The following is a 19,134-nucleotide window of genomic DNA, read 5'->3' as shown; positions in this document are numbered from 1 at the left end:
TGCGCGGGGACCGCTGATCAGCGAGGCGCCGTCAGCAAGGCGCCGTCATCGAGCGTGGTCGAAGAGGTCGATCACGTCCGCGCCGCCGCGCCTCAGCCGGGCACGGGCGCGATCGAGCCACGACGGTCGCGGCGGCGCCGGTTCGCGGTCGGGCAGCGCCGCGGCCAAGCCGTCGACGAGCGCGTGCACGAGCCCGGGCGCGTCACGCACGGCCAACCGGAAGGTGCCCGTGCACTGGTCGGTCTGCCAGAGGCTGAGAACGACCAGACCGCGATCGGGATGACGGGTGACCTGCATGCGTCGGACGGGCGTGCGCTCGTCGACGAACCACGTGCGGGCCACCGGTACTGTCAGCTTCTCCGCCACGACCATGACTCTCTCGCGTCGCTCGTGTCCAGGGGTCAGGTGGGCACGAGCACCTCCGCGTGCACCGGGCCGAGCGGGTTCCCCAGCGCCATCGCTGCCGCGTGGCTTAGGTCGAGCACCCAGTCCGCGTGGTACGGGCCGCGGTCGTTGACCGTGACGAGGACCTGGCGCCCGTGTGCGGAGACCAGCAGCAAGGTGCCGAACGGCAACGTCCGGTGCGCGCACGTCCAGCCCTCCATGTCGTAGATGGCACCGCTCGCGGTCGGGCGGCCGTCGAAGCCCGGGCCGTACCAGGAGGCCGTACCCTCGATCACCTCACCGGTCGGGTGGAGGCCGGCAGGGACGCCGTCCCGCGGTCCGAATGGGAACCGGGCCATCAGCTCCTGCTGGGACCGCGTGGCGTGCACGTGGTCGGCAGCCGGACGACCGACACCCGAGCGTGCGGCCTGGAGCGCGGTGGCCGCGGCGCGGCGGGACGCAGCCGCCTGCATCGCCGCCCGGTCGGCGGCGTCCATCTGGTCCCGCAGCGCGATCGTCGCCTCCAGCTCACCCCGCACTCGATCGAGCTCGCCGAGCGCGGCTCTCGACGCGTCGCGCGCCGCATCGGCTCGCCGGCCGGCTCCCTCGTCGGCCGCCCGTGCCGCCCGTAACGCGTCGATGGCGCGGCGATCGCGCCGGAACGACAGCTCGAGGTACACGTTGGGCCGGCCGAGCGCCTCCGCGCTGCGGCCGAGACCGTGCATGTAGGCGTAGACGGCCCGGTCGCGGGTGGCGTGGCGGGCGTCGGCCAGGCGGGCGTCGGTGCGGCCGCGCCGCTGTTGGGCGACGACCACGGCCGCCTGGTTCCGTTCCGCCCGATCGGTCAGCTCGGCGATGCGGGCGATGAGCGCGCCGCGGCGGGCCTGGAGGACGGTCGCCGGCGCGGGCGCGGCCCAGCCCGCGCCGTCGCTGACGATCACAACGGACAGCGCCAGAAGGGAGAGCACCATGAGGGACAGCGCGCTCACGCAGACAAGGCGGGCGAGGGGGCACCGCCCCGCGACGACACAGCGCATCGCTAACGTGATCGGCGCTGACGACGGCCGGGTTGACCCAGGGGGTGCACGACATGCGAGTGGGACTGCTCACCGGTGGGGGCGACTGCCCGGGGCTCAACGCGGTCATCCGGGCGGTGGTGCGGCGGGGCGAGGGTCACTACGGCGACGAGCTGGTCGGCTTCGCCGACGGGTGGCGAGGCGTGATAAAGGGGGCGACGATACCCCTCGACGTCGAGCGCTGCCGCGGCATCCTGCCGAGGGGTGGCACCATCCTCGGCACCTCGCGCACCAACCCGTACAAGGTCGAGGGCGGAGTCGACCAGGCGATGGCGACCCTGCGCGAGCAGCGCGTCGACGCGCTCGTGGTCATCGGCGGCGAGGACACGCTCGGTGTGGCCCACAAGCTGTCGGCCGAAGGGGTGAGCGTCGTCGGCGTTCCGAAGACGATCGACAACGACCTCTCGGCCACTGAGGTCACCTTCGGGTTCCACACCGCCGTGCAGATCGCGACCGACGCCATCGACCGGCTCCACACCACGGCCGAGTCGCACGATCGGGTGATCGTGTGCGAGGTGATGGGAAGGCACGCGGGCTGGATCGCCACCTATGCCGGCATCGCGGGCGGGGCGGCCGAGATCCTCGTTCCCGAGGAGCCGTTCGACATCGAGCGAGTGTGCGACGACCTCAAGCGGCGCCACGAGAAGGGCCGCTTCGCGTCGATCGTGGTCGTGGCCGAGGGTGCGGTGCCCAAGGAGGGCACGATGGCGGTGCAGTCCGGCGAGGTCGACCAGTTCGGTCATGTTCGCCTCGGCGGCATCGGCAACCTGCTCGCGGAGGAGATCGAGAAGCGCACCGGCTTCGAGTCGAGGGTGACGATCCTGGGCCACGTCCAGCGGGGCGGCACACCGACCGCCTTCGACCGGGTTCTGGCCACCCGGTTCGGTGTGGCCGCCATCGACGCGGTGCACGACGGCTCCTTCGGGCAGATGGTGGCGCTGCGGGCCGACCGGATCGTGCGGGTGCCGCTCGCCGAGGCCGTCCTCGAGCTCAAGACCGTCGACCCCGAGCTGCTCCACGGCGTGGCCGAGGTGTTCTTCCGCTGAGCGAGCACCGAAGCGAAGCGGAGGCGCGCAGCTCCATGAGCACACGGCGGTGCGGCAACCGAGGCACGAGGGTGGTGCACCGCTGAGCGAGCCGAGGATCTCTGTCGCGCTCGACTGCGGCGATGTCGAGCGTCAGGCCGAGTTCTGGGGCGCCGCGCTCGGGTACGACCGGCTCTTCGCCGAGGCGCAGTACGTGGTGCTGGGGCCGCGCTCGGGGCCGGCCCCTCGTCTCGTGCTGCAGCAGGTGCCGGAGGCGAAGGCGGGCAAGAACCGCCTCCATCTCGACCTGCACGTCCGCGCCATGGGCCCCGAGGTGGCCCGGCTCGAGGCCATCGGGGCTCGTCCGCTCGGCACCCCGTTCGACGAGTGCGGCTGCCACTGGCAGGTGATGAACGACATCTTGGGCAACGAGTTCTGCGTCTGCGAGGACGACGCGTAGCGCTACCCGGCGGGTCTCGTTCGCCAGTCCGGGTGCAGGCCCCGCTCGAGCGCGAAGCGCTGCGCGCTCACTGTCGTGCCGTTCAGCGCGCGTGCTTCGTCGGCGGGCGCGGTCGCCAGCCACGTGACGACCGCGGCGGGCACCGACGGTGGGGCCCCGCGGTACACGCCTTCGAAACCGAGCTCGGCCTGGTTGACCGCCATGCGCTCGGTGAGCACGTAGCCGGGCTCGACGTTGAACGCACGGATGCCGCGCGGGCCCAGCTCGACGGCGAGGACCCCCGCCATGCGGTGGAACGCGCCCTTCGACATCGCGTAGCCCATGCCCCAGCCTCCTTGCCCAGCCGGCGCGGGTGGGTCGGCGGTGGCGACCGCCGAGGTGATGTTGACGATCGTGCCGTCGCCCCGCTCGAGCATCGGGGGAACCACGAGCTTCGCCAGCACGAACTGGGCGACAACGTTGGCCTCGAGCTTGGTCTCGAGCAGCGCGACCGACAGGTCGAGGAAATGGTCCATGCTGCCGGCGCCGGTGTGCACCGCGTTGTTCACGAGCACATCGATGTGGCCCCATTCGTCGAGCACCCGCGCCACCCCGCGTTCGAGCGACGGTCGGTCGAGGAGGTCCATGGTGACCTCGAGGGCGCGCCGGCCCGACTGCTCGATCAGCAGCGCCGTGGCCTCGAGGCTGCCGGGGATGACGCGGCCGCCGTGCTCGTCGTCGCGCGCGTCACCCTCACGCCGGGTGCGCGCCGCGACGGCAACGTCGAAGCCGGCCGCGGCCAGCTGCACGGCTGTGGCCTTGCCGATGCCTCGGCTGGCCCCGGTGACGAGGGCGACCTTGGGCTCCACGGGTGCGTCAGTATGACGCCGTGGACGACGACATTCATCCCTTCACCATCGACGTGCCGCAGTCCGTGCTCGACGACCTGCGGGCGCGGCTGACCCACGCCCGCTTCCCGGCCCAGATCGACGGGGCGGATTGGGACTACGGCACCGAGCGCGACTACCTGCAGGAGCTGTGCCGCTACTGGCGCGACGACTACGACTGGCGGCGGGCCGAGGCGGAGCTCAACCGCTTCCCACAGTCCACCACGACGATCGACGGCCAGCGCATCCACTTCGTCCATGCCCGCTCACCCGAGCCCGACGCGCTGCCGCTCGTCGTGACCCACGGGTGGCCCGGCTCGATCGCCGAGTTCACCAAGATCATCGGCCCCTTGCGCGACCCTGCGTCGCACGGCGGCGATCGGGCGGCCGCGTTCCACGTCGTCTGCCCCTCGCTCCCGGGCTACGGCTTCTCCGGGCCCACGCACGAGAGGGGATGGGACACCCGGCGCATCGCATCGGCGTTCGCGGAGCTCATGGCCCGTTTGGGCTACGACCGTTACGGCGCGCAAGGGGGCGACTGGGGCGCGATGGTCTCGACCCAGCTCGCGCTCCTCGACCCCGCCCACGTGTGTGGCATCCACGTCAACCTCGTGATCGCGGGCCCACCCCCGGGCGACGATCTATCGCAGCTCACCGATCGCCAGTTGGCCGCGCTGAGCGATGTCGACCGTCACCTGAAGGAGGGCTCCGCCTACGCGCAGATCCAGGGAACGCGACCCCAGACCATCGGGTACGCGCTCGACGACTCACCCGTCGGCCTGGCCGCGTGGATCGTCGAGAAGTTCCGCGCGTGGAGCGACTGCGACGGCGACATCGAACGCAGGTTCACCAAGGACGAGCTGCTCACCAACCTCATGCTCTACTGGGTGACGGCCACCGGGCACTCGGCCGGACGCCTCTACTACGAAACGATGAAGTCCGGGCGCTTCGGGCTGGGAGGCGATCCCCGAGTCGAGATCCCGACCGGGTGCGCCGTCTTCCCGCGCGAGATCACCCGGCCGCCCCGCAGCTGGGCGGAGACCCGTTACAACGTCACCCACTGGACGGAGATGCCGGCGGGCGGCCACTTCGCCGCCATGGAGGAGCCCGAGCTCCTCGTCGACGACGTGCGCGCGTTCTTCGGCTCGTTGCGATGACGGGACACGACGACCGGGACGCTGTCACCAAGCTCGTCTTTCGTTACGCGGAGCTGGTCGACGAGGGCGCATACGCGGCGGTGGCCCGACTCTTCGAGCACGCCACCTTCCGAGCGGTGGTCGGCACCGAGGTGTACACGCGCACCGGCGCCGACCAGGTGCGCGAGCAGTTCGAGCACATGGTGATCACCTACGACGGTGTCCCCTGCACGAAGCACGTGACGACGAACGTGGTGGTCGAGGTGGACGATCGCGGACGGACTGCAGTCTCGCGGTCGTACTACAGCGTGCTGCAGGCCCGGCCCGATCTTCCGTTGCAGGTGATCATCGCCGGTCGCTACCACGACGCTTTCGCGGAGGTCGACGGCGAGTGGCGGTTCACCGACCGCCTCATCTTCTCCGACCTGGTGGGCGACCTCAGCCACCATCTGCGGCAGAACCCGCTGTAGCGGGCACGACAGCTAGAGGATCTTCCCGGTCTTCAACGGGTTGAGCGGCGAGTCGACCAGGAGCTTCCCGCGCCAATCGAGGACGAGGCCCTGCCCGCGCTGGTGCCAGCGTGCCACCTCGGGGTCGTCGTCGAACGCCTCCTGCGCGGCCGCCCACGCCTCCCACGTGTCGATCGCCCAGATCACGACCGCCTCGGAGTCGTTCACCATCGCGGTGCGGTACGCGCCCACCAGTCGCAACCCGATGCGACGGGCGACCGGCAGCCATTCCTGCTCGAGCGCCGAGAGGTAGTCGCGCGCCCGGCCCGGCGCGATCGACACCAGCTCGTGGTAGTAGACCTCGCCGCCGATGCCCTGGGCCAAGGCTTCTTCCAGCGTCGGCGCGTACGGCGCGGGCACGAGCACCCGGTCGTAGCCGCCCCGACGGTACGCCGCCGCCTCCGCCCACCACTTCGCGAGCGCGGGGTCCTGCAGGGTGGGGTGGCTGAACTCGTGGCGGAAGTTGGCGGCGAGGCCCGACCAGCCGTCGATCTCCCAGAGGTTCACCGTCTCGGGCCAGCGTTCGGTGCTGCCGACCGTCGCCCAGACGCCGACGCACAGCAGGTTCCTCTCCTCGCGTCCGATTGGGCCCCAGTTGGCTGTCATGTGGTGCATGTAGCGGGCGCGGTTCTGGCCGGTGATCTCGATGAGCTCGTGGATGTAGATCTTCGGGTTGGCCACCGCGGGAAGGTAGCCGACGACGCCCTCCGGCTCCGCCGCCTCCGACGCCCTAACCTCGCCCCATGCTGCTCGAAGGACGCGTCGCCGTCGTCTCCGGGGTCGGCCCCGGCATGGGCCGCGACATCTCGCTCGCGCTGGCCGGCGCGGGCGCCGACCTGGTGCTGGGCGCGCGCACCTCGTCCGCGCTGGAGGCGGTTGGGGAGCAGGTCGAAGCGCTGGGTCGACAGGTGCGGTGCGTCCCCACCGACATCACCGACCCCGACCAGTGCCGGCGGCTGGTCGACGCGGCGAGCGGTCTCGGGCGCGTCGACGTGCTGGTGAACAACGCCTTCGCCGAGGAGGACTGGCGCCGGTTCGACGGCTTCGACGTCGAGCGTTGGCGCCTTCCGTTCGAGGTCAACGTGTTCGGCACCTTGCGGCTCTCGCAGGCGGCCGTGCCCCACATGAGGGCGGGGGGTGGCGGGTCGATCGTCATGATCACCACCTTGTCGATCCACATGGTGAACCCCGTGCTGGGCGGCTACGCGGCATCGAAGCGGTCGCTCACGTCGGCCGCGCAGGCCATGGCACGCGAGCTCGGCGCGCACGCGATCAGGGTCAACTGCGTCGCCCCGGGCCACATCTGGGGCCGGTCGTTGCAGCACTACTTCGAGTTCCTGGCCGAGCGGCGCGGCGTCACCGCCCAGGCTGTCTACGACGAGATCGCGGCTACGACCGCGCTGAACCACATCGCCACATCGGAGGAGATCGCACGTGTCGTCCTCTTCTTCGCGTCCGACCTGTCGCGCGTCATCACCGGCCAGACGCTCGATGTGAACTGCGGCCGGACATTCAGTTGACAGGAGACCAGATGCTGCTGCAGGACAAGGTCGCGGTTGTGTCCGGCGTGGGCCCCGGCCTGGGCAAGGAGATCGCACTCGCGCTGGTGCGCGAGGGCGCGAGCGTGGTGATGGGCGCCCGCACCGAGGCCTACCTGCGGGAGCTTGCCGACGAGATCGACCGCGCCGGTGGTCAGGTGGCCTTCGCCCCGACCGACATCACCGACGTCGAGCAGTGCCGGCGGTTGGTGGGGACCGCGGTGGACCGCTTCGGCCGCGTCGACGCGCTCGTGAACAACGCGTTCGTACCGGACGCGTTCGAGCTGTTCGAGGACGTCGACCTCGACAAGTGGCGCCACATCTTCGATGTCAACGTGTTCGGGTCGCTGCAGCTGACAAAGGAGGTGATCGGCCCGATGAAGGCTCAGGGCGGCGGGTCGATCGTCTTCATCAACTCCATGGTCATCCGCAAGATCCTTCCCCATCAGGGCGGTTACGCGGCGTCCAAGGGCGCGCTGATGACTGCTGCCCAGGTCCTCGCGAAGGAGCTCGGGCCCCACCGCATCCGGGTCAACTCGGTGGTGCCCGGCTGGATGTGGGGCCCCTCGGTGGAGGGATTGTTCCAGTGGCGGGCAAGGAAAGGGCCCTCGGTGCAGGAGCAGTACGACGCCGTCGCCAAGGACATCCCGCTCGGGCTGATCCCGCCCGACGACGACTGCGCGAACGCGGTCGTCTTCTTCGTGTCCGACCTCGCCGCGGTGGTGACCGGACAGGCCCTCGACGTCAACGGTGGTGAGGTCTTCCACTGACGCGGTCGACGAGGCCCCACGCCAAGGCCGTGGCGGCGTCGATCCGGCGACCGGACAGCGCCAGCCAGGCCGTGCGGTGCCGGCCGATGCGCCGGGGCAGGCTGACGGTGCCGCCCGCGCCGGGCACGAGGCCGAAGGCCACCTCGGGCAGTTGGAAGTGCGCGTCGTCGGTGGCGGTCACGTCACGGGCGAACGCGGCCAGCTCGATGCCGGCCCCGATGCACGCGCCGTGCAGCGCGACCGACGTGCGGCCCGCGCACTGAGCGAGCCACCAGGCCGGGCTGCGCGTCATGCGCACGAGGTGGGCGGTGGCCGGGTCGGGCAAGCTGCCGAACTCGTCCAGGTCGCCGCCACTGCAGAACGAGGGTCCGGCGCCATCGACGCGCACCTCGGCGACCGAGGGGTCGGCGACGACGGTGCGGAGGGTCGCGACGAGCTCGTCGCGCATCGCGGCGCCGAAGGCGTTGTGCACGGTCGGGCGGTTGAGTGTGACATGGACGCGTGCGCCATCGCGGGAGACGATCAGCGCCGGCTCGACTTGCGAGTGCGCGCGACCCGCGGGGCGTGCGGCCAGCCAGCGCGCGAACTCGGGGCCGGCCTGCAACATCGAGTACACCGTCGATTCGGCGAACAGGCCCCTCCACACGTCGAGGGCTTCGCCCACGCGCAGGAGCTGCGCGAGCGCGAGTGAAGCCACGGGACTGCGCCGGACCGCTGCGGTGAGATCGTCGACCTCGTCCTCCGTGACCACCACGTCGAAGGGCGCGACCCACGCCGGCGCTCGTTCCGGCAATGGTCCGGGAGCGACGGCCACCGTCACACAGGGGAGCGTCCGCAGGGTCGCCGCCACCGCGCCCAGCTCGACGGTCCCGCCGGTCGCATCGACGACGAACGCCTCGGAGCCGCCGAGGTCCTCGAGGGCGAACGGCGAACGCAGCAGGTCGAGAGCCGCGTCCGGCGTGAGCGCCATCGGCGCGGACAGTAGTCTCCGGCCCCGACCGCCATGGCGAAGCCCCACCTCCTCTTCCTGTGCACCGGCAACGCGGCGCGATCGGTGATGGCGGGTGCCATCGCCGCCCAGGTCGTGCCCGAAGCGCGCGTGACGACGGCAGGCACCTTGGTGGTCGAGGGTCAGCCGATGAGCATGCGCACGCGCCGCGCGCTGTCGGCCATCGGCATGAACGCCGACGGTCACCGCAGCCGCCAGCTGCGCGACACCGATCTCGCCGACGTCGACGTGATCGTCGCGTTCGCGGCCGAGCACGTGCACTATGTACGCCGCACCCATCCCGAGGCGGCGGGCCGTACGGCGACGCTCAAGCGACTCGTCCGCGAGCTTCCGGGCGCCGAAGGGACTCTGGCGGACCGGCTGGCCGGCCTCGACCTTGCGAACGCGACGCTCGAGCCCTGGGAGGACGTCATCGACCCCGCGGCCGGCGACCAGTTCATCTTCAACCAGTGCGCGGAGGAGATCCTCGACCTGCTCCGCCGGCTGGCTGCGGAGGTGGCCGGAGCGCGCGGAACGGGCTAGCTCGGCTAGCGGCGCGGCGTCATGTCGAGGTCGGGGGGCGGCATCTCGGGGATCTTCCAGCGCAGGTACGGCTTGTCGTACACGTCGTGATAGGCGTTGGCCGCGTCGACCATCGCCTCGAACGCCGCGTCGAACGCGTCCCAGTCCTCGGTGTCGATGGCCTTGCGGACGGCCGCCACCTCTTCGTCGATGAACTTCGTCATGTTGTCCACGTACTTCGGCCGGAGGAACGCCCCCTTCTCCATGAGGTTCACCGCCTCCTTCAACTGAAAGGTGGCGAGCGGCCGGTTACGGGCCTTGCCCGCGTAGTAGCACTTCCAGATCCGGCTGCCGACGAGCGGCATGATCTCGGCCATCCCCGGCATGAGGTGTCCGAGCTCGTCGAGGCTGAACGTGCCCTTGCCGGTGTCGATGACGTGTTCGTGGTCGGACATGGTCGGGGACACTAGCGACTGGCACGGCGAGCTCGTCGCTCCTAGCCTCTCAGCCACCTGCGACCTTGGAGGGGCCGATGCAGAGGGGGGAGCTCAGCGCGTCGTTGACGCGCGGCGCAGCGTCGGCGGCGGAGACGAGGGTGACCCTCGAGGACACCCCGCTCGAGGACGCGACCGTGGTCATGGCCCGCCGGCGGCGAGCGGTCATCGTGGGCCTCGGCGTCCTGACCGTGCTGCAGGCGGCCGACGTGTTCGCCACGTGGGCGCTGCTGGCCAACGACGAGGCCGAGCTCAACCCCGTGGCCCGGGCGCTCATCGGCTCAGGGGGAGCGATCGTCGTGAAGTTCGCCATCATCGGCGCCCTGCTCGCACTGGTGCTCTCCCGGCCCGTCGTGCGGATGGGCTTCGTCTGCAGCGTGTGGGCCGTCACCGGGATCTACCTGGCCGTCGTGGCCATGAACCTCTACAGCCTCCACCTGGTGGGCGGGCTGGGCTGACTCGGCGGGGCTCAGCTCGGGGTGACCGTCCTCGATCGCGCCGAGTTGGCCGCGTCGTCCACCGCCCGCACCGAGAAGCTGGTGGTGCCCGGGGGAACCGCGATCGTCTGCGTCGAGCCCGCCGCACCCGAGGGTGTGACGTTGACGGTCGAGTTGCTCGGCTGATAGGTCACGACGTACTTGGTCACCGTGCCGGTGTACCAGTCGTCCCCGGGCGCGGTGAACGTGGCCGACGCGCCACCGGTCCACGACGGGTTGCGGATCACACCGGGCGGGCGCGTGTCGACACCGTAGCGACCCGTGTTCCGCTCGTCGTGGCTGGAGTGCCACCACTGGTTGTTCGCGCTGGAGAGGCCGGGCGTGTTCCAGACGAACAGGTAGCCCTCGCGCGTGAGCATCACCAGCTCGGTGTCGCCATCGGCGTCGAGGTCGCCCGCTGTCGGTGACCCGAGGCTCCACCCGGTGAAGAACTTCGGGAACCCGGTCGCCTGCGTGCCACTGGTCGTGTAGCCGTGGAGGGCCGAGGAGTCTCCCGCGTTGATGAGCTCGGGCGCGCCGTCGCCGGTGACGTCGGTGATGACCGGCGCGCCGAGGAAGTCGAGCCCTTGGAGCTTGGAGGGGAAGCCCGGCTGTGCCGCGCCCGCCGCCGCCGAGAAGGCGCGCTCCACGTTGTTGATGGGTTTGCCGCTGCCGGGGAGGAGGAGCGAGTCGACGAGCGACTGTCCGTCGGTACCGGGTTGCGCGTACGCCAGCCCGGCACCGAAGTTCCCGAAGGCGCCGCTCGTGGTGAACGTCGACGCCACCTCGCCGCCGGCCGCGTAGGTCAACCGCAGCGAGCCGTCACCGTCGAACAGGTGCGACGGCCCGAACGCGCCGCCCACCGAGATCTCGTCGTTGCCGTCGCCGTCGACGTCAGCGGCGATCGGCACGCTCGACCCCTCGGTGATGAACTCCTGGGCCGAGCCGTAGTACTCGGCGAACGTGATGAAGTCGTTCGGGAAGCCAGGCACGGGCGTGCCGTTGGCCTTGTAGGCGTGCAGGTGCGCGTGCGCGTCGAACGTGATGCCGGAACCCGTCACCTCGGTGAACTGGCTGCGGATCACCACCTCGGGGTGGCCGTCGCCGTCGAGGTCGGCGATCGCGGGCGGAACGTCGAGCTTGCGGTCCTTCACCCGCGTGTACCCGCTCGGCGCGGTGAAGTTCGTGGAGCCCACGTCGACCGGCCAACCCGCGAGGTCGGTGCCGTCGTTGTGCCACGCGTAGAGGTAGCCGTTCCAACCCGCCTGGATGATCTCGAGCTTGCCGTCGCCGTCGAGGTCGTACAGCACGGGTGAAGCGGTCGCGCCACGCGTGCGCTGGCGGGTGAACGGCAGTTGCGGGCGGGGGATGGGTGGCGTGATCGCGCCGAGGCTCAGTGCCTTCGGCGTCCAGGTCTGCTGTCGGTTGCCGTTGTCGTTGAAGACGTACACCGTGCCCGTCGTCGTCGTCACGACGACCTTCAGGAACCCCTTGCCCTCGAGGTCGCCGACGGCGACATTGCTCACGATCGGCTCGAAGCCCGGATCGATCCCCGCGTGTGCTTTGGTCACCACGGTCGGATCGGTGTGGACGGGCCATCCCGGCAGCTCCGCGCCCGATTGCGAGTCGATGGCGTGCACCCATCCGTCGGAGTCGCCGAACACGATGGCCAGTCGGCCGGTGCCCTGGAGGTCGACGAGCGCGGGCTGGCTCTCTCCGCCCCGACCGATGCGCTTGGGGAAGCCGGCCTTCCACGAGGGGTCGTGATGGACGGCGATAGTGCGTCGCTCCTCGCCCCTGCGACCGCTCGCGTCGGTGACGCGGATGCGAATGGTGACCGTGTACTTCTCGGAGGTCTCGAGCGACTTGGTGGTCGACAGGGTGTACGCCGCGTTCCAGAACGATGACGGGAGCGTGCTGAGGTTGATCGACCCCAGCGAGCCGTCGAACGGCGCGCTTCCCGCGCCCGAGCCCGCGGTGACGAACGCGGCCTCGGACGGCTCCGCGCCGGGGGCGTACTGCAGTTGCCACGTGTAGCTCGGTGAGCGGCGGGCCTCGACGTGACCGGTCACCGGCACGGTCGAGGTGGTGGTGGGGTCGTAGATCGAGAACCAGTCGGGCGAGTCGATCCAGCCCACCGGTGGGATGTGCGCGAGGGAGACCGCGCGCATCGCCTTCCACACGTTGGGCCGGCCGTAGCCGTACTGCAGGTCCCAGCCGGGCTTGCCCGGCCACCCGAGGGAGGGGTCGTCGATGTCGCTCGCCGTGGCCCGGAGCACCTGGATGGCCTCCGCGTTGGTGAGAGGCGAGCCGATGAGGTGCTGGTCGGCCGCGTCCTTGCCGTACGCGAGGAGGAGCGCGGCCACGCCACCGACCGTCGGCGTGGACTCCGAGGTGGTGCCGCCATCGGTGGCGACCGAGAACATGTTGTGGGTGCCCCACGACGTGTAGTTCGACCGCTCCCGGAACGTCGTGGTCAACGCCTGCTCACCGGGGGGCGGCGCGCCCTGGCCGTTGGCCACGATCCCGTTGCCCGGCAACACGTGCGGCCACCACATGCCGCCCTGGTGATCGGTCGAGTTGAAGTCGTTCGAGGCCTCGACCATCACCACGCCGCGCCGCCAGATGCTCTCGACCGCCTGGCGCATGAACGTCGAGTAGCCCAGGTCGGCGGTGACCGAGACGATGACCGATGCACCTGCGTCTGCGGCGAACAGCCACGCCTGGGCGAGGTCGTCGGTGCGATCGAGGGCTTCCGCGCCGGCCTTGACCGGGAGCAGGAGGCACTTCGGACAGATGCCCGTCCCACCGACGCCGTTGTTGGTCTGTGCCGCTGCCTGCTTCATCTGGGTGTTGGCGTGGGTGTACGCCGTGTCGATCGTGGCCGGGTCGTTCTGGTTGGTGTAGAAGTCCCAGCCCGAGATGTCGTCCTTGTAACCGTTGCCGTCGTTGTCGACGCCGTTCGAGAACGAGACGATGAGGTCCTCGGGGTCGCGCAGGCCGTTGCCGTTCCAGTCCGCCACGCGCGGGTCGGTCGCGTAGTCGGCGACGTTGAACGTGCCGTTGCCGTTGAGGTCGTACGCAGATAGCGGCCCGCCGAACACGGTGGCGCAGGGCGAGCCCGCGCAGGGACGAGGCAGCTCGCCTTTGTTGAGGTAGACGCGGTTGGCCAGCTCCGTGGCGTCGCCGGCGTGCCAGTTGATGCCGCCCTCGACGTAGGCGATGACGGTGTCGGGCCTGCCCGTGGTGTAGTCGCGCCAGGCCCGGTCGATCGACATCCCGCTCGCGCCCTCGGGGTCGGTCGCGACGGTGTACTCGGGCGGGATGTGATCGAAGATGTAGGTCTGGGCGGCGTAGTCGGGATCGTTGGGCGGGTCCTGGGGGAAGGCCGCCGCGGCGGGGGCCGCGGAGCCCAACACCAGTCCTGCGACGACCGACAGGGTGCATGCCGCCCTGCGCGTGCGTGCCATTGGCACCACGTGTCACCGTCCTTTCCCCGAGCCCGTGTGACGTGGGCGTCCCTCGATGCAGACTCTTGCCGATTTCCTCCGTGCGGGGCCACCTGGGCCTGCGTGGCGGCGCCGGTAGGCTCCCCACATGGCGGGTCACTGATGGAGGCAGCCGGGCTCGATGCGTTGTACAGCGAGCCGCTCGAGACGTTCATCGCCGCCCGCAACGCGCTGGCGAAGGCGCTCGCGCAGGCCGCCGATCGCGATGGCGCGGCCGTGGTCAAGGCACTGCGAAAGCCGTCGATCGCGGCGTGGGCCCTGAACCAGCTGTCCCGCACCCGTCCGGCCGAGGTCGAGCGCCTTCTCTTGGCCGGGGAGGAGCTCCGCGACGCGCAGCACGACGCCCTCGAGGGCGGTGACCCGTCGCGGTTGCGCGAGGCACGTCGGGCCCACGACGGCGAGGTCGACCGCCTCGCGGGCATGGCGGCCGAGGTGCTGTCGGACTCGGGGAAGCCGCCCTCGCCCGCCCAGCGCGACCGCATCACGTCCACTCTCCAGGCTGTGGCGGGCGACGAGGAGGCGCGGGAGCTGCTCCGTCGCGGTCGCCTCGAGCGCGACCTCGAACCCGCGGGCTTCGGGTTCGTCGACGACCTGACGATCGTCTCGACTCCCGCGCCACGCGAGCCCGCTCCGCGCCGACAGGTTGAGCGGCCGAGGCGTCCGACGCCTGCGGCGGCAGAGCGGGAGCAGGAAAGGGCGCGCGAAGACGCCCGTCGCGAGGCACGACGACTCGCGGCTGCGGCCGAGCGCGTCGCGGCACGCGTCGACCGTCTCTCCCGTGAAGCCGACGAGGCCGAGCGCAACGCGATCGAGCTGCGCCGGCTCGCGGATGAGTCCCGCGAGGAGCTGGCGACCGCCCGACGCGCGGCGGACGAGGCCGGTCGTCGAAGCGAGCGCGCTCGACCGGTACCCTGAGAGCATCGAGCGACGAACGACACTCGGCCGGTCTCTCGCCGTCGTGCGCACGGCTCGTCGGTTCGTACGCGACGTGCTCGAGGACAATGCGGTGACCGGTGAGGTCGTCGAGACGGTCGAGCTGCTCACGAGTGAGGTCATCACCAACGCGCTCGTGCACGCGCACTCCGCACCCGAGCTGGCCGTCCGTGTGCGGCACGAGGTGGTGCGCGTCGAGGTCGTCGACGTCAGCCCCGTCGTTCCCATCCGGCGCACGATCGAGACCGACGCGCTCTCGGGACGCGGCATCGCGATCGTCGAGTCGCTCGCCTCGCAGTGGGGGGTCGCGGATCTGTCGGCCCGGGGCAAGACGGTCTGGTTCGAGGTTGCGATCTGACGGCTAGTGCCGTGACCGGCAACGTTCGCCCGCGTCTCGGCGAGTCAGGGGCGTCGCTCGCAAGGCCGCAGGACGAAGCCATAGCCGAGCCCTACGGCGAGGACGAGAACGCCGAGAGCGGCGTCATCTGGCCGGCGAGACGCGGCAGACGTTGCCGGCCAGGGCACTAGGCTGGCGTCATGACCTCGCGCTCCCACCTGCGGCCCCTCGAGCGACGCGTGCTGCGTCTGGTCGACGAGGGCGTCGACGAACAGGAGATCGGCCGCCGTTTCAAGCGGGGACCGCGGTTCGTCCACCAGGTGATCGCGTTGACCGACGTCGCCCGTCAGACCGACGGTCGATCCGACACTCACGTGCTGCGACCACTCGAACGCCGCGTCCTGCAGTGGCGGCAGGAGGGGGCCGGGTACGACGAGCTGGCGCCACGATTCCGCCGCAGCCCCGAGTTCCTCGAACGCGTCGAGGCCCTGGCCGTCTACAAGCTCGGCGGCGCGCCCTCCGCCTGAGCGGTCGTGCTCACGTTCCAGGCATGACGAGGTCCGACGTCACGTCGCCGACCGACGCGGCGCCGCACAGCGCCATCGCGCGTGCGAGCTCGGCACGCAGCCCCTCGACGACGTGAGCCACGCCGTCGACGCCGTCGACGGCCAGACCCCACACCACCGGCCGCCCCACCATGACGGCGCGGGCGCCGAGCGCCAGGGCCTTGACGATGTCGGATCCCCGGCGCACGCCACCGTCGACGTAGACCTCGCCGCGGCCCGCGACGGCGTCGACCACAGCCGGCAGGGCGTCGGCCGACGCCACCGCAGTGTCCAGCTGGCGGCCACCGTGGTTCGAGACGGTGATGGCCGCGGCGCCCGCGTCGAGGCATGTCCGGGCGTCGTCGGCGCGCAGGACCCCCTTGACGACGACCGGGAGCCCGGCCAGCCCGGCCAGCCATTCGACGGCTGCGAAGGTGATCGACGGGTCCTGCTCGGCGCCGCGGTCACGGCCGGAGGACTCGAGATCGATGTGCATGCGGAACGCGTTCCGCTCGTCGCGCATGCGACGACCGAGCACCGGTGTGTCACCGGTCAGGACGAGGGCCCGGCAGCCCGCCTCCGCGGCACGCGCCACCAGGTCGGCCGTCCGCGAGCGATCACGCAACACGTACACCTGGAACCACCACGGCGCAGGAGCGACGGCACGCGCGACATCTTCGATCGCGACGCTCGAGCGGGTGGCCACCACCATCAGGGTGCCGGCGCGGGCAGTGCCCGACGCGGTGGCCGCCTCGCCCTCCGGTCGCACGAGGCGCTGATACCCGATCGGCGCCACGAGGATCGGCGCCGCGACCGGAGCGCCGAGCACGGTGGTCGAGGTGTCGACCACGGCGACGTCGCGCAGCACCCTGGGCCACAGCCGCAGACGTGACCAGGCGGCGAGGCTGTCGCAGAGCGTGAGCTCGTCGTCCGCCCCGCCTGCGAGGAAGTCGTAGGTCGACGCCGGGAGCACCTGGCGTGCCTGCTCCTCGAGGCCGGGCAGGTCGAGTCCGGTCACGCCCGCACCCTAAGCGGGGCCTCCGGGCGCAGTGGTGATCGCGAGCATCGGACCGGTCCCGGGCTGCGATGATGGGACGAATTCGGGTCCCCGACAGGCGGCGCGGGTCCGATCTCGGCCAGACTGTTGCAGTTCGCCCCATTGGTGAAGGAGATTCATGGAACCCACGACGTCCCCGGAGACCCTGTCCGAGCCGCCCGACGGCGACGACGAGGTCGAACCTCGCCCGCTCGGGATGATGATCGTCGCCGCGATCGTGGCGCTCGCGGTGGGTGGGCTCGCCGGTTTCGCCATCGGCTTCAAGGTGGAGCAGAACCGCGTCAAGTCGAAGAACAAGAGCTCCAACGCGGCCAAGGCGGTGCAGCCGGCCCGGCGTGCCCAGCCGGCGGGTGAGGTCACCGCGGTGTCGCCCACGTCGGTGACGATCAAGAACGCGAAGGGCAAGAACCGTGTAATCAACGTGTCGCCGACCACCGTCATCGACAAGAGCACGACGGGTGGCGCGACCGACATCCTCCGGGGCGCCACGATCCTCGTCCAGGGCAAGGCGGCACCCGACGGGAGCTTCGACGCGGCTGAGATCGTCGTGCTGCCGGCGAACTCCAAGTTCGCCGGCGGAGGCTGAGCTCCGCCGCCGGCCACCGGTAGCGCCGCGTCGACGCAGTGACGGGTCGGGATCCGTTCGCGCGCCAAGACGCGTCCGACGACGCGCGGTTCTACGCGGTAGAGCGGAAGGTCGTTCACCTCGAGCCCGGCGCGATCGCGGCGCTGCGCGCGCTCTACGCATCGGAGCTCGCCCCGGGGGCGGTCGTGCTCGACCTCATGTCGTCGTGGCGTTCGCATCTTCCCGAGGGCCTGGGCGCCGTGACGGGGCTGGGGATGAGCGCCGCCGAGATGGCCGACAACCCGCAGCTCTCGTCGTTCGTGGTCCACGACCTCAATCGTGAGCCGCGTCTGCCGTTCGACGACGCCTCGTTCGACGCCGTCGTCTGCGCGGTCAGCGTGCAGTACCTGATCCGACCCGTCGAGGTCTTCACCGACGTCCGTCGTGTCCTGCGAGCCGGCGGACCGGTGGTCGTGTCGTTCTCCAACCGGTGCTTCCCGACCAAAGCCGTCGCCATCTGGCTGGCGAACGACGGCGCCGGACATCGCCGCCTGGTGCGCGGCTACCTCGAGCGCGGTGGCTTCGGCGAGGTACGCGACCGTTCGGTCGCCACGACCGACGATCCGCTCGACGTGGTGTGGGCCCGGGCCCCCGTCAGTATGGGCTGACCCGGCCCGCGGTCGTCGTGGTCGCGCCGCCGGCACCGCCCACCTTCACCGCGTGCCAGACGCCGCCCACGCCGTCACCCTTGATGTCCCCCGGTTTGGTATCGCCCGCGAACCGGTACACCGGTCGGCCCTTGTAGGCCACCTGCTTGGCGCCGTCGGGCCGGGCCACCGTGCTCAGGTCGGCGGCGAGCGGCCCGGTGGGCGGGAGCGAGGCATCGGCCCCGAGCACCACGGGCGGCCAGGCGGTGGCGCAGCCGTCCACGCAGGGCATGCCGTTCTTCTCCGGATCGTAGACATAGACGGTGAAGCCCTTGGTGTCGACGAGGATCTCTCCGAGCATCGGGTTCGAGGCCGTCGACACCGGTGCGGCGGCCGCGGTCGCCTGGGTGGTGGTCGTGGTGGCCTTTCCGGTGGTGGTGCCCGAGCCGGCCTTGGTCGTCTTGTTGTCGCTCCCGCATGCGGCGACGAGGAGGACGACGGCCACGAGCGCGGCGAGACCGGCGCTTCGACGTCTGAGGTTGGCGTGCACGACTGTTCTATGCGCGGACCGGCCGGACGGATCACGCCTGTTCATCAGGTGGTCACGAAAATGTCGGGGTTGGCTCACTGTCGTGTCCTATCGTCGAAGGCATGACCTTGCAGTGGTGTCCCGGGGTGCGTTTGGTGGCCCGTCTGCTCGAGCGCCGCGAGCCCGGGCGCGGCCGCGACGAGGCCACCGTAGTCCGCCACCAGGTCAGCGGCTGGGCGCTGCGGTTCGACAGCGAGCAGGACGCCCGCCGGTTCCTCGAGCACCACTGCTGCGAGCCGTCCGCGTTCGAGATCGCGAACGCGGACGAGCACGCTCGCACGCAGGCCGCCTGACCCCCGGTCACGCGTCCGAGAGTCACCCCCTCCGGTCTCAGCCGTAGTGGCGGAGCTCGACCGTGTTGCCGTCGGGGTCGCGCACGTAGAGCGAGGTGCCCTCCCCCCGCGCTCCGAAGCGCGGCCCGGGTCCGTCGACCACCTCGAAGCGCCCCGACGCGGCCAGCTCGTCGAGGTCGACAGGGTCGACCACCAGGCAGAGGTGGTCGACGTTGTTCCCGCTGGGCTCGACCTGCAACAGGTCGATGATGGTGTCGTCGCTCACCCGCACCGACGGGAAGAAGACCTGCCCCGCACGCCACTCGTCGACGCGCAGCGCTTCGAGGCCGAGCTCGCCCGAGTACCACGCGAGCGAGCGCTCGACGTCGGCGACGTTGAGCACGAGGTGGTCGAAGGCGAGGACCCGGAGCATCCT

24 protein-coding genes are annotated in these 19,134 nt (G+C 70.9%); 14 read left to right on the top strand and 10 right to left on the bottom strand.

What is annotated here, in order from left to right:
* Window positions 1-45: 45 nt before the first annotated feature.
* Both E6G06_06740 and E6G06_06735 read right to left on the bottom strand, forming a co-directional pair.
* Complete coding sequence (locus tag E6G06_06740; GenBank protein TML92238.1) at window positions 46-366, bottom strand: hypothetical protein; 321 nt, start codon at window positions 364-366, stop codon at window positions 46-48.
* Window positions 367-401: 35 nt separating this feature from the next.
* Window positions 402-743: a septal ring lytic transglycosylase RlpA family protein gene (locus E6G06_06735; protein TML92288.1), complete on the bottom strand. Its 342-nt coding sequence runs from the start codon at window positions 741-743 to the stop codon at window positions 402-404.
* A gap of 731 nt (window positions 744-1,474) precedes the next feature.
* Between E6G06_06735 and E6G06_06730 the strand changes: the two genes are divergently transcribed.
* Together E6G06_06730 and E6G06_06725 are read left to right on the top strand one after the other, a co-directional pair.
* Window positions 1,475-2,506 carry an ATP-dependent 6-phosphofructokinase gene (locus tag E6G06_06730; protein TML92237.1) on the top strand — a complete coding sequence of 344 codons (1,032 nt, stop codon included), beginning with the start codon at window positions 1,475-1,477 and terminating at the stop codon, window positions 2,504-2,506.
* Window positions 2,507-2,603: 97 nt separating this feature from the next.
* Entirely contained in the window at window positions 2,604-2,945 is a 342-nt protein-coding gene (locus E6G06_06725) for a VOC family protein (GenBank protein ID TML92287.1), read from the top strand.
* Window positions 2,946-2,947: 2 nt separating this feature from the next.
* Here the strand turns inward: E6G06_06725 and E6G06_06720 are convergent, their stop codons facing one another.
* A complete protein-coding gene (locus E6G06_06720; GenBank protein TML92236.1) occupies window positions 2,948-3,793 on the bottom strand; it encodes an SDR family oxidoreductase in 846 nt (281 codons plus the stop codon).
* Window positions 3,794-3,813: 20 nt separating this feature from the next.
* Between E6G06_06720 and E6G06_06715 the strand changes: the two genes are divergently transcribed.
* Window positions 3,814-4,968, top strand: coding sequence for an epoxide hydrolase (locus E6G06_06715; protein TML92235.1), 1,155 nt, complete (start codon window positions 3,814-3,816; stop codon window positions 4,966-4,968).
* Complete coding sequence (locus E6G06_06710; protein TML92234.1) at window positions 4,965-5,417, top strand: nuclear transport factor 2 family protein; 453 nt, start codon at window positions 4,965-4,967, stop codon at window positions 5,415-5,417. The genes E6G06_06715 and E6G06_06710 overlap by 4 nt, the downstream gene beginning before the upstream one ends.
* Before the next feature lie 12 nt (window positions 5,418-5,429).
* Here the strand turns inward: E6G06_06710 and E6G06_06705 are convergent, their stop codons facing one another.
* Window positions 5,430-6,071 (bottom strand): NIPSNAP family containing protein, encoded by a 642-nt coding sequence (locus E6G06_06705; protein ID TML92286.1) that lies wholly within the window; start codon window positions 6,069-6,071, stop codon window positions 5,430-5,432.
* A 128-nt stretch (window positions 6,072-6,199) separates the two neighbouring features.
* On the opposite strand from E6G06_06705, the gene E6G06_06700 reads away from it, so the two are divergent.
* Window positions 6,200-6,976: an SDR family oxidoreductase gene (locus tag E6G06_06700; GenBank protein TML92233.1), complete on the top strand. Its 777-nt coding sequence runs from the start codon at window positions 6,200-6,202 to the stop codon at window positions 6,974-6,976.
* 11 nt (window positions 6,977-6,987) lie between these two features.
* Window positions 6,988-7,764 (top strand): SDR family oxidoreductase, encoded by a 777-nt coding sequence (locus E6G06_06695; protein TML92232.1) that lies wholly within the window; start codon window positions 6,988-6,990, stop codon window positions 7,762-7,764.
* Here the strand turns inward: E6G06_06695 and E6G06_06690 are convergent.
* Window positions 7,739-8,734, bottom strand: a complete 996-nt coding sequence (locus E6G06_06690; protein ID TML92231.1) for an enoyl-CoA hydratase/isomerase family protein — start codon at window positions 8,732-8,734, stop codon at window positions 7,739-7,741. The genes E6G06_06695 and E6G06_06690 overlap by 26 nt on opposite strands.
* A 33-nt stretch (window positions 8,735-8,767) precedes the next feature.
* Here E6G06_06690 and E6G06_06685 point away from each other — a divergent pair, with 33 nt between their 5' ends.
* A complete protein-coding gene (locus E6G06_06685; GenBank protein TML92230.1) occupies window positions 8,768-9,295 on the top strand; it encodes a hypothetical protein in 528 nt (175 codons plus the stop codon).
* 5 nt (window positions 9,296-9,300) lie between these two features.
* On the opposite strand, the gene E6G06_06680 is transcribed toward E6G06_06685, so the two are convergent.
* Entirely contained in the window at window positions 9,301-9,729 is a 429-nt protein-coding gene (locus E6G06_06680; protein ID TML92229.1) for a hypothetical protein, read from the bottom strand.
* 140 nt (window positions 9,730-9,869) lie between these two features.
* Between E6G06_06680 and E6G06_06675 the strand changes: the two genes are divergently transcribed.
* Entirely contained in the window at window positions 9,870-10,226 is a 357-nt protein-coding gene (locus E6G06_06675; GenBank protein TML92228.1) for a hypothetical protein, read from the top strand.
* Between the two features lie 11 nt (window positions 10,227-10,237).
* Here E6G06_06675 and E6G06_06670 read toward each other — a convergent pair whose 3' ends face one another.
* Window positions 10,238-13,714, bottom strand: a complete 3,477-nt coding sequence (locus tag E6G06_06670; protein TML92227.1) for a hypothetical protein — start codon at window positions 13,712-13,714, stop codon at window positions 10,238-10,240.
* Between the two features lie 141 nt (window positions 13,715-13,855).
* On the opposite strand from E6G06_06670, the gene E6G06_06665 reads away from it, so the two are divergent.
* From E6G06_06665 to E6G06_06655, 3 genes are all read left to right on the top strand, one after another.
* Window positions 13,856-14,668, top strand: a complete 813-nt coding sequence (locus E6G06_06665; GenBank protein TML92226.1) for a hypothetical protein — start codon at window positions 13,856-13,858, stop codon at window positions 14,666-14,668.
* Entirely contained in the window at window positions 14,583-15,044 is a 462-nt protein-coding gene (locus E6G06_06660; protein TML92225.1) for an ATP-binding protein, read from the top strand. Before E6G06_06665 ends, E6G06_06660 begins: the two co-directional genes overlap by 86 nt.
* Window positions 15,045-15,223: 179 nt before the next feature.
* Complete coding sequence (locus E6G06_06655; protein ID TML92224.1) at window positions 15,224-15,550, top strand: hypothetical protein; 327 nt, start codon at window positions 15,224-15,226, stop codon at window positions 15,548-15,550.
* Between the two features lie 10 nt (window positions 15,551-15,560).
* Here the strand turns inward: E6G06_06655 and E6G06_06650 are convergent, their stop codons facing one another.
* The gene (locus tag E6G06_06650; GenBank protein TML92223.1) at window positions 15,561-16,586 is read right to left on the bottom strand and encodes an alpha-hydroxy-acid oxidizing protein; all 1,026 of its coding nucleotides are present in this window, start codon (window positions 16,584-16,586) and stop codon (window positions 15,561-15,563) included.
* Window positions 16,587-16,743: 157 nt separating this feature from the next.
* On the opposite strand from E6G06_06650, the gene E6G06_06645 reads away from it, so the two are divergent.
* Window positions 16,744-17,211, top strand: a complete 468-nt coding sequence (locus E6G06_06645; protein ID TML92222.1) for a hypothetical protein — start codon at window positions 16,744-16,746, stop codon at window positions 17,209-17,211.
* 197 nt (window positions 17,212-17,408) lie between these two features.
* Entirely contained in the window at window positions 17,409-17,858 is a 450-nt protein-coding gene (locus E6G06_06640) for a class I SAM-dependent methyltransferase (GenBank protein TML92285.1), read from the top strand.
* On the opposite strand, the gene E6G06_06635 is transcribed toward E6G06_06640, so the two are convergent.
* Complete coding sequence (locus tag E6G06_06635) at window positions 17,845-18,432, bottom strand: hypothetical protein (GenBank protein ID TML92221.1); 588 nt, start codon at window positions 18,430-18,432, stop codon at window positions 17,845-17,847. The two genes, E6G06_06640 and E6G06_06635, sit on opposite strands and share 14 nt — an antisense overlap.
* A 56-nt stretch (window positions 18,433-18,488) precedes the next feature.
* Between E6G06_06635 and E6G06_06630 the strand changes: the two genes are divergently transcribed.
* A complete protein-coding gene (locus E6G06_06630; GenBank protein ID TML92220.1) occupies window positions 18,489-18,719 on the top strand; it encodes a hypothetical protein in 231 nt (76 codons plus the stop codon).
* A gap of 37 nt (window positions 18,720-18,756) precedes the next feature.
* Here E6G06_06630 and E6G06_06625 read toward each other — a convergent pair whose 3' ends face one another.
* The gene (locus E6G06_06625; protein TML92219.1) at window positions 18,757-19,131 is read right to left on the bottom strand and encodes a VOC family virulence protein; all 375 of its coding nucleotides are present in this window, start codon (window positions 19,129-19,131) and stop codon (window positions 18,757-18,759) included.
* Window positions 19,132-19,134 lie beyond the last annotated feature (3 nt).

The organism is Actinomycetota bacterium (assembly GCA_005888325.1).
In the GTDB taxonomy this organism is placed as follows: Bacteria; Actinomycetota; Acidimicrobiia; order Acidimicrobiales; family AC-14; genus AC-14.
This window is presented reverse-complemented; position numbering and strand designations above follow the sequence as displayed.

Coding starts and splice junctions, on each gene's coding strand:
- E6G06_06685 (TML92230.1), top strand. CDS start 8,768: ATGGCGAAGCCCCACCTCCTCTTCCTGTGCACCGGCAACGCGGCGCGA.
- E6G06_06635 (TML92221.1), bottom strand. CDS start 18,432: ATGAACAGGCGTGATCCGTCCGGCCGGTCCGCGCATAGAACAGTCGTG.
- E6G06_06730 (TML92237.1), top strand. CDS start 1,475: ATGCGAGTGGGACTGCTCACCGGTGGGGGCGACTGCCCGGGGCTCAAC.
- E6G06_06735 (TML92288.1), bottom strand. CDS start 743: ATGGCCCGGTTCCCATTCGGACCGCGGGACGGCGTCCCTGCCGGCCTC.
- E6G06_06670 (TML92227.1), bottom strand. CDS start 13,714: ATGGCACGCACGCGCAGGGCGGCATGCACCCTGTCGGTCGTCGCAGGA.
- E6G06_06655 (TML92224.1), top strand. CDS start 15,224: ATGACCTCGCGCTCCCACCTGCGGCCCCTCGAGCGACGCGTGCTGCGT.
- E6G06_06630 (TML92220.1), top strand. CDS start 18,489: ATGACCTTGCAGTGGTGTCCCGGGGTGCGTTTGGTGGCCCGTCTGCTC.
- E6G06_06665 (TML92226.1), top strand. CDS start 13,856: ATGGAGGCAGCCGGGCTCGATGCGTTGTACAGCGAGCCGCTCGAGACG.
- E6G06_06660 (TML92225.1), top strand. CDS start 14,583: ATGAGTCCCGCGAGGAGCTGGCGACCGCCCGACGCGCGGCGGACGAGG.
- E6G06_06680 (TML92229.1), bottom strand. CDS start 9,729: ATGTCCGACCACGAACACGTCATCGACACCGGCAAGGGCACGTTCAGC.
- E6G06_06645 (TML92222.1), top strand. CDS start 16,744: ATGGAACCCACGACGTCCCCGGAGACCCTGTCCGAGCCGCCCGACGGC.
- E6G06_06640 (TML92285.1), top strand. CDS start 17,409: ATGTCGTCGTGGCGTTCGCATCTTCCCGAGGGCCTGGGCGCCGTGACG.
- E6G06_06705 (TML92286.1), bottom strand. CDS start 6,071: ATGCACCACATGACAGCCAACTGGGGCCCAATCGGACGCGAGGAGAGG.
- E6G06_06695 (TML92232.1), top strand. CDS start 6,988: ATGCTGCTGCAGGACAAGGTCGCGGTTGTGTCCGGCGTGGGCCCCGGC.
- E6G06_06700 (TML92233.1), top strand. CDS start 6,200: ATGCTGCTCGAAGGACGCGTCGCCGTCGTCTCCGGGGTCGGCCCCGGC.
- E6G06_06690 (TML92231.1), bottom strand. CDS start 8,734: ATGGCGCTCACGCCGGACGCGGCTCTCGACCTGCTGCGTTCGCCGTTC.
- E6G06_06710 (TML92234.1), top strand. CDS start 4,965: ATGACGGGACACGACGACCGGGACGCTGTCACCAAGCTCGTCTTTCGT.
- E6G06_06625 (TML92219.1), bottom strand. CDS start 19,131: ATGCTCCGGGTCCTCGCCTTCGACCACCTCGTGCTCAACGTCGCCGAC.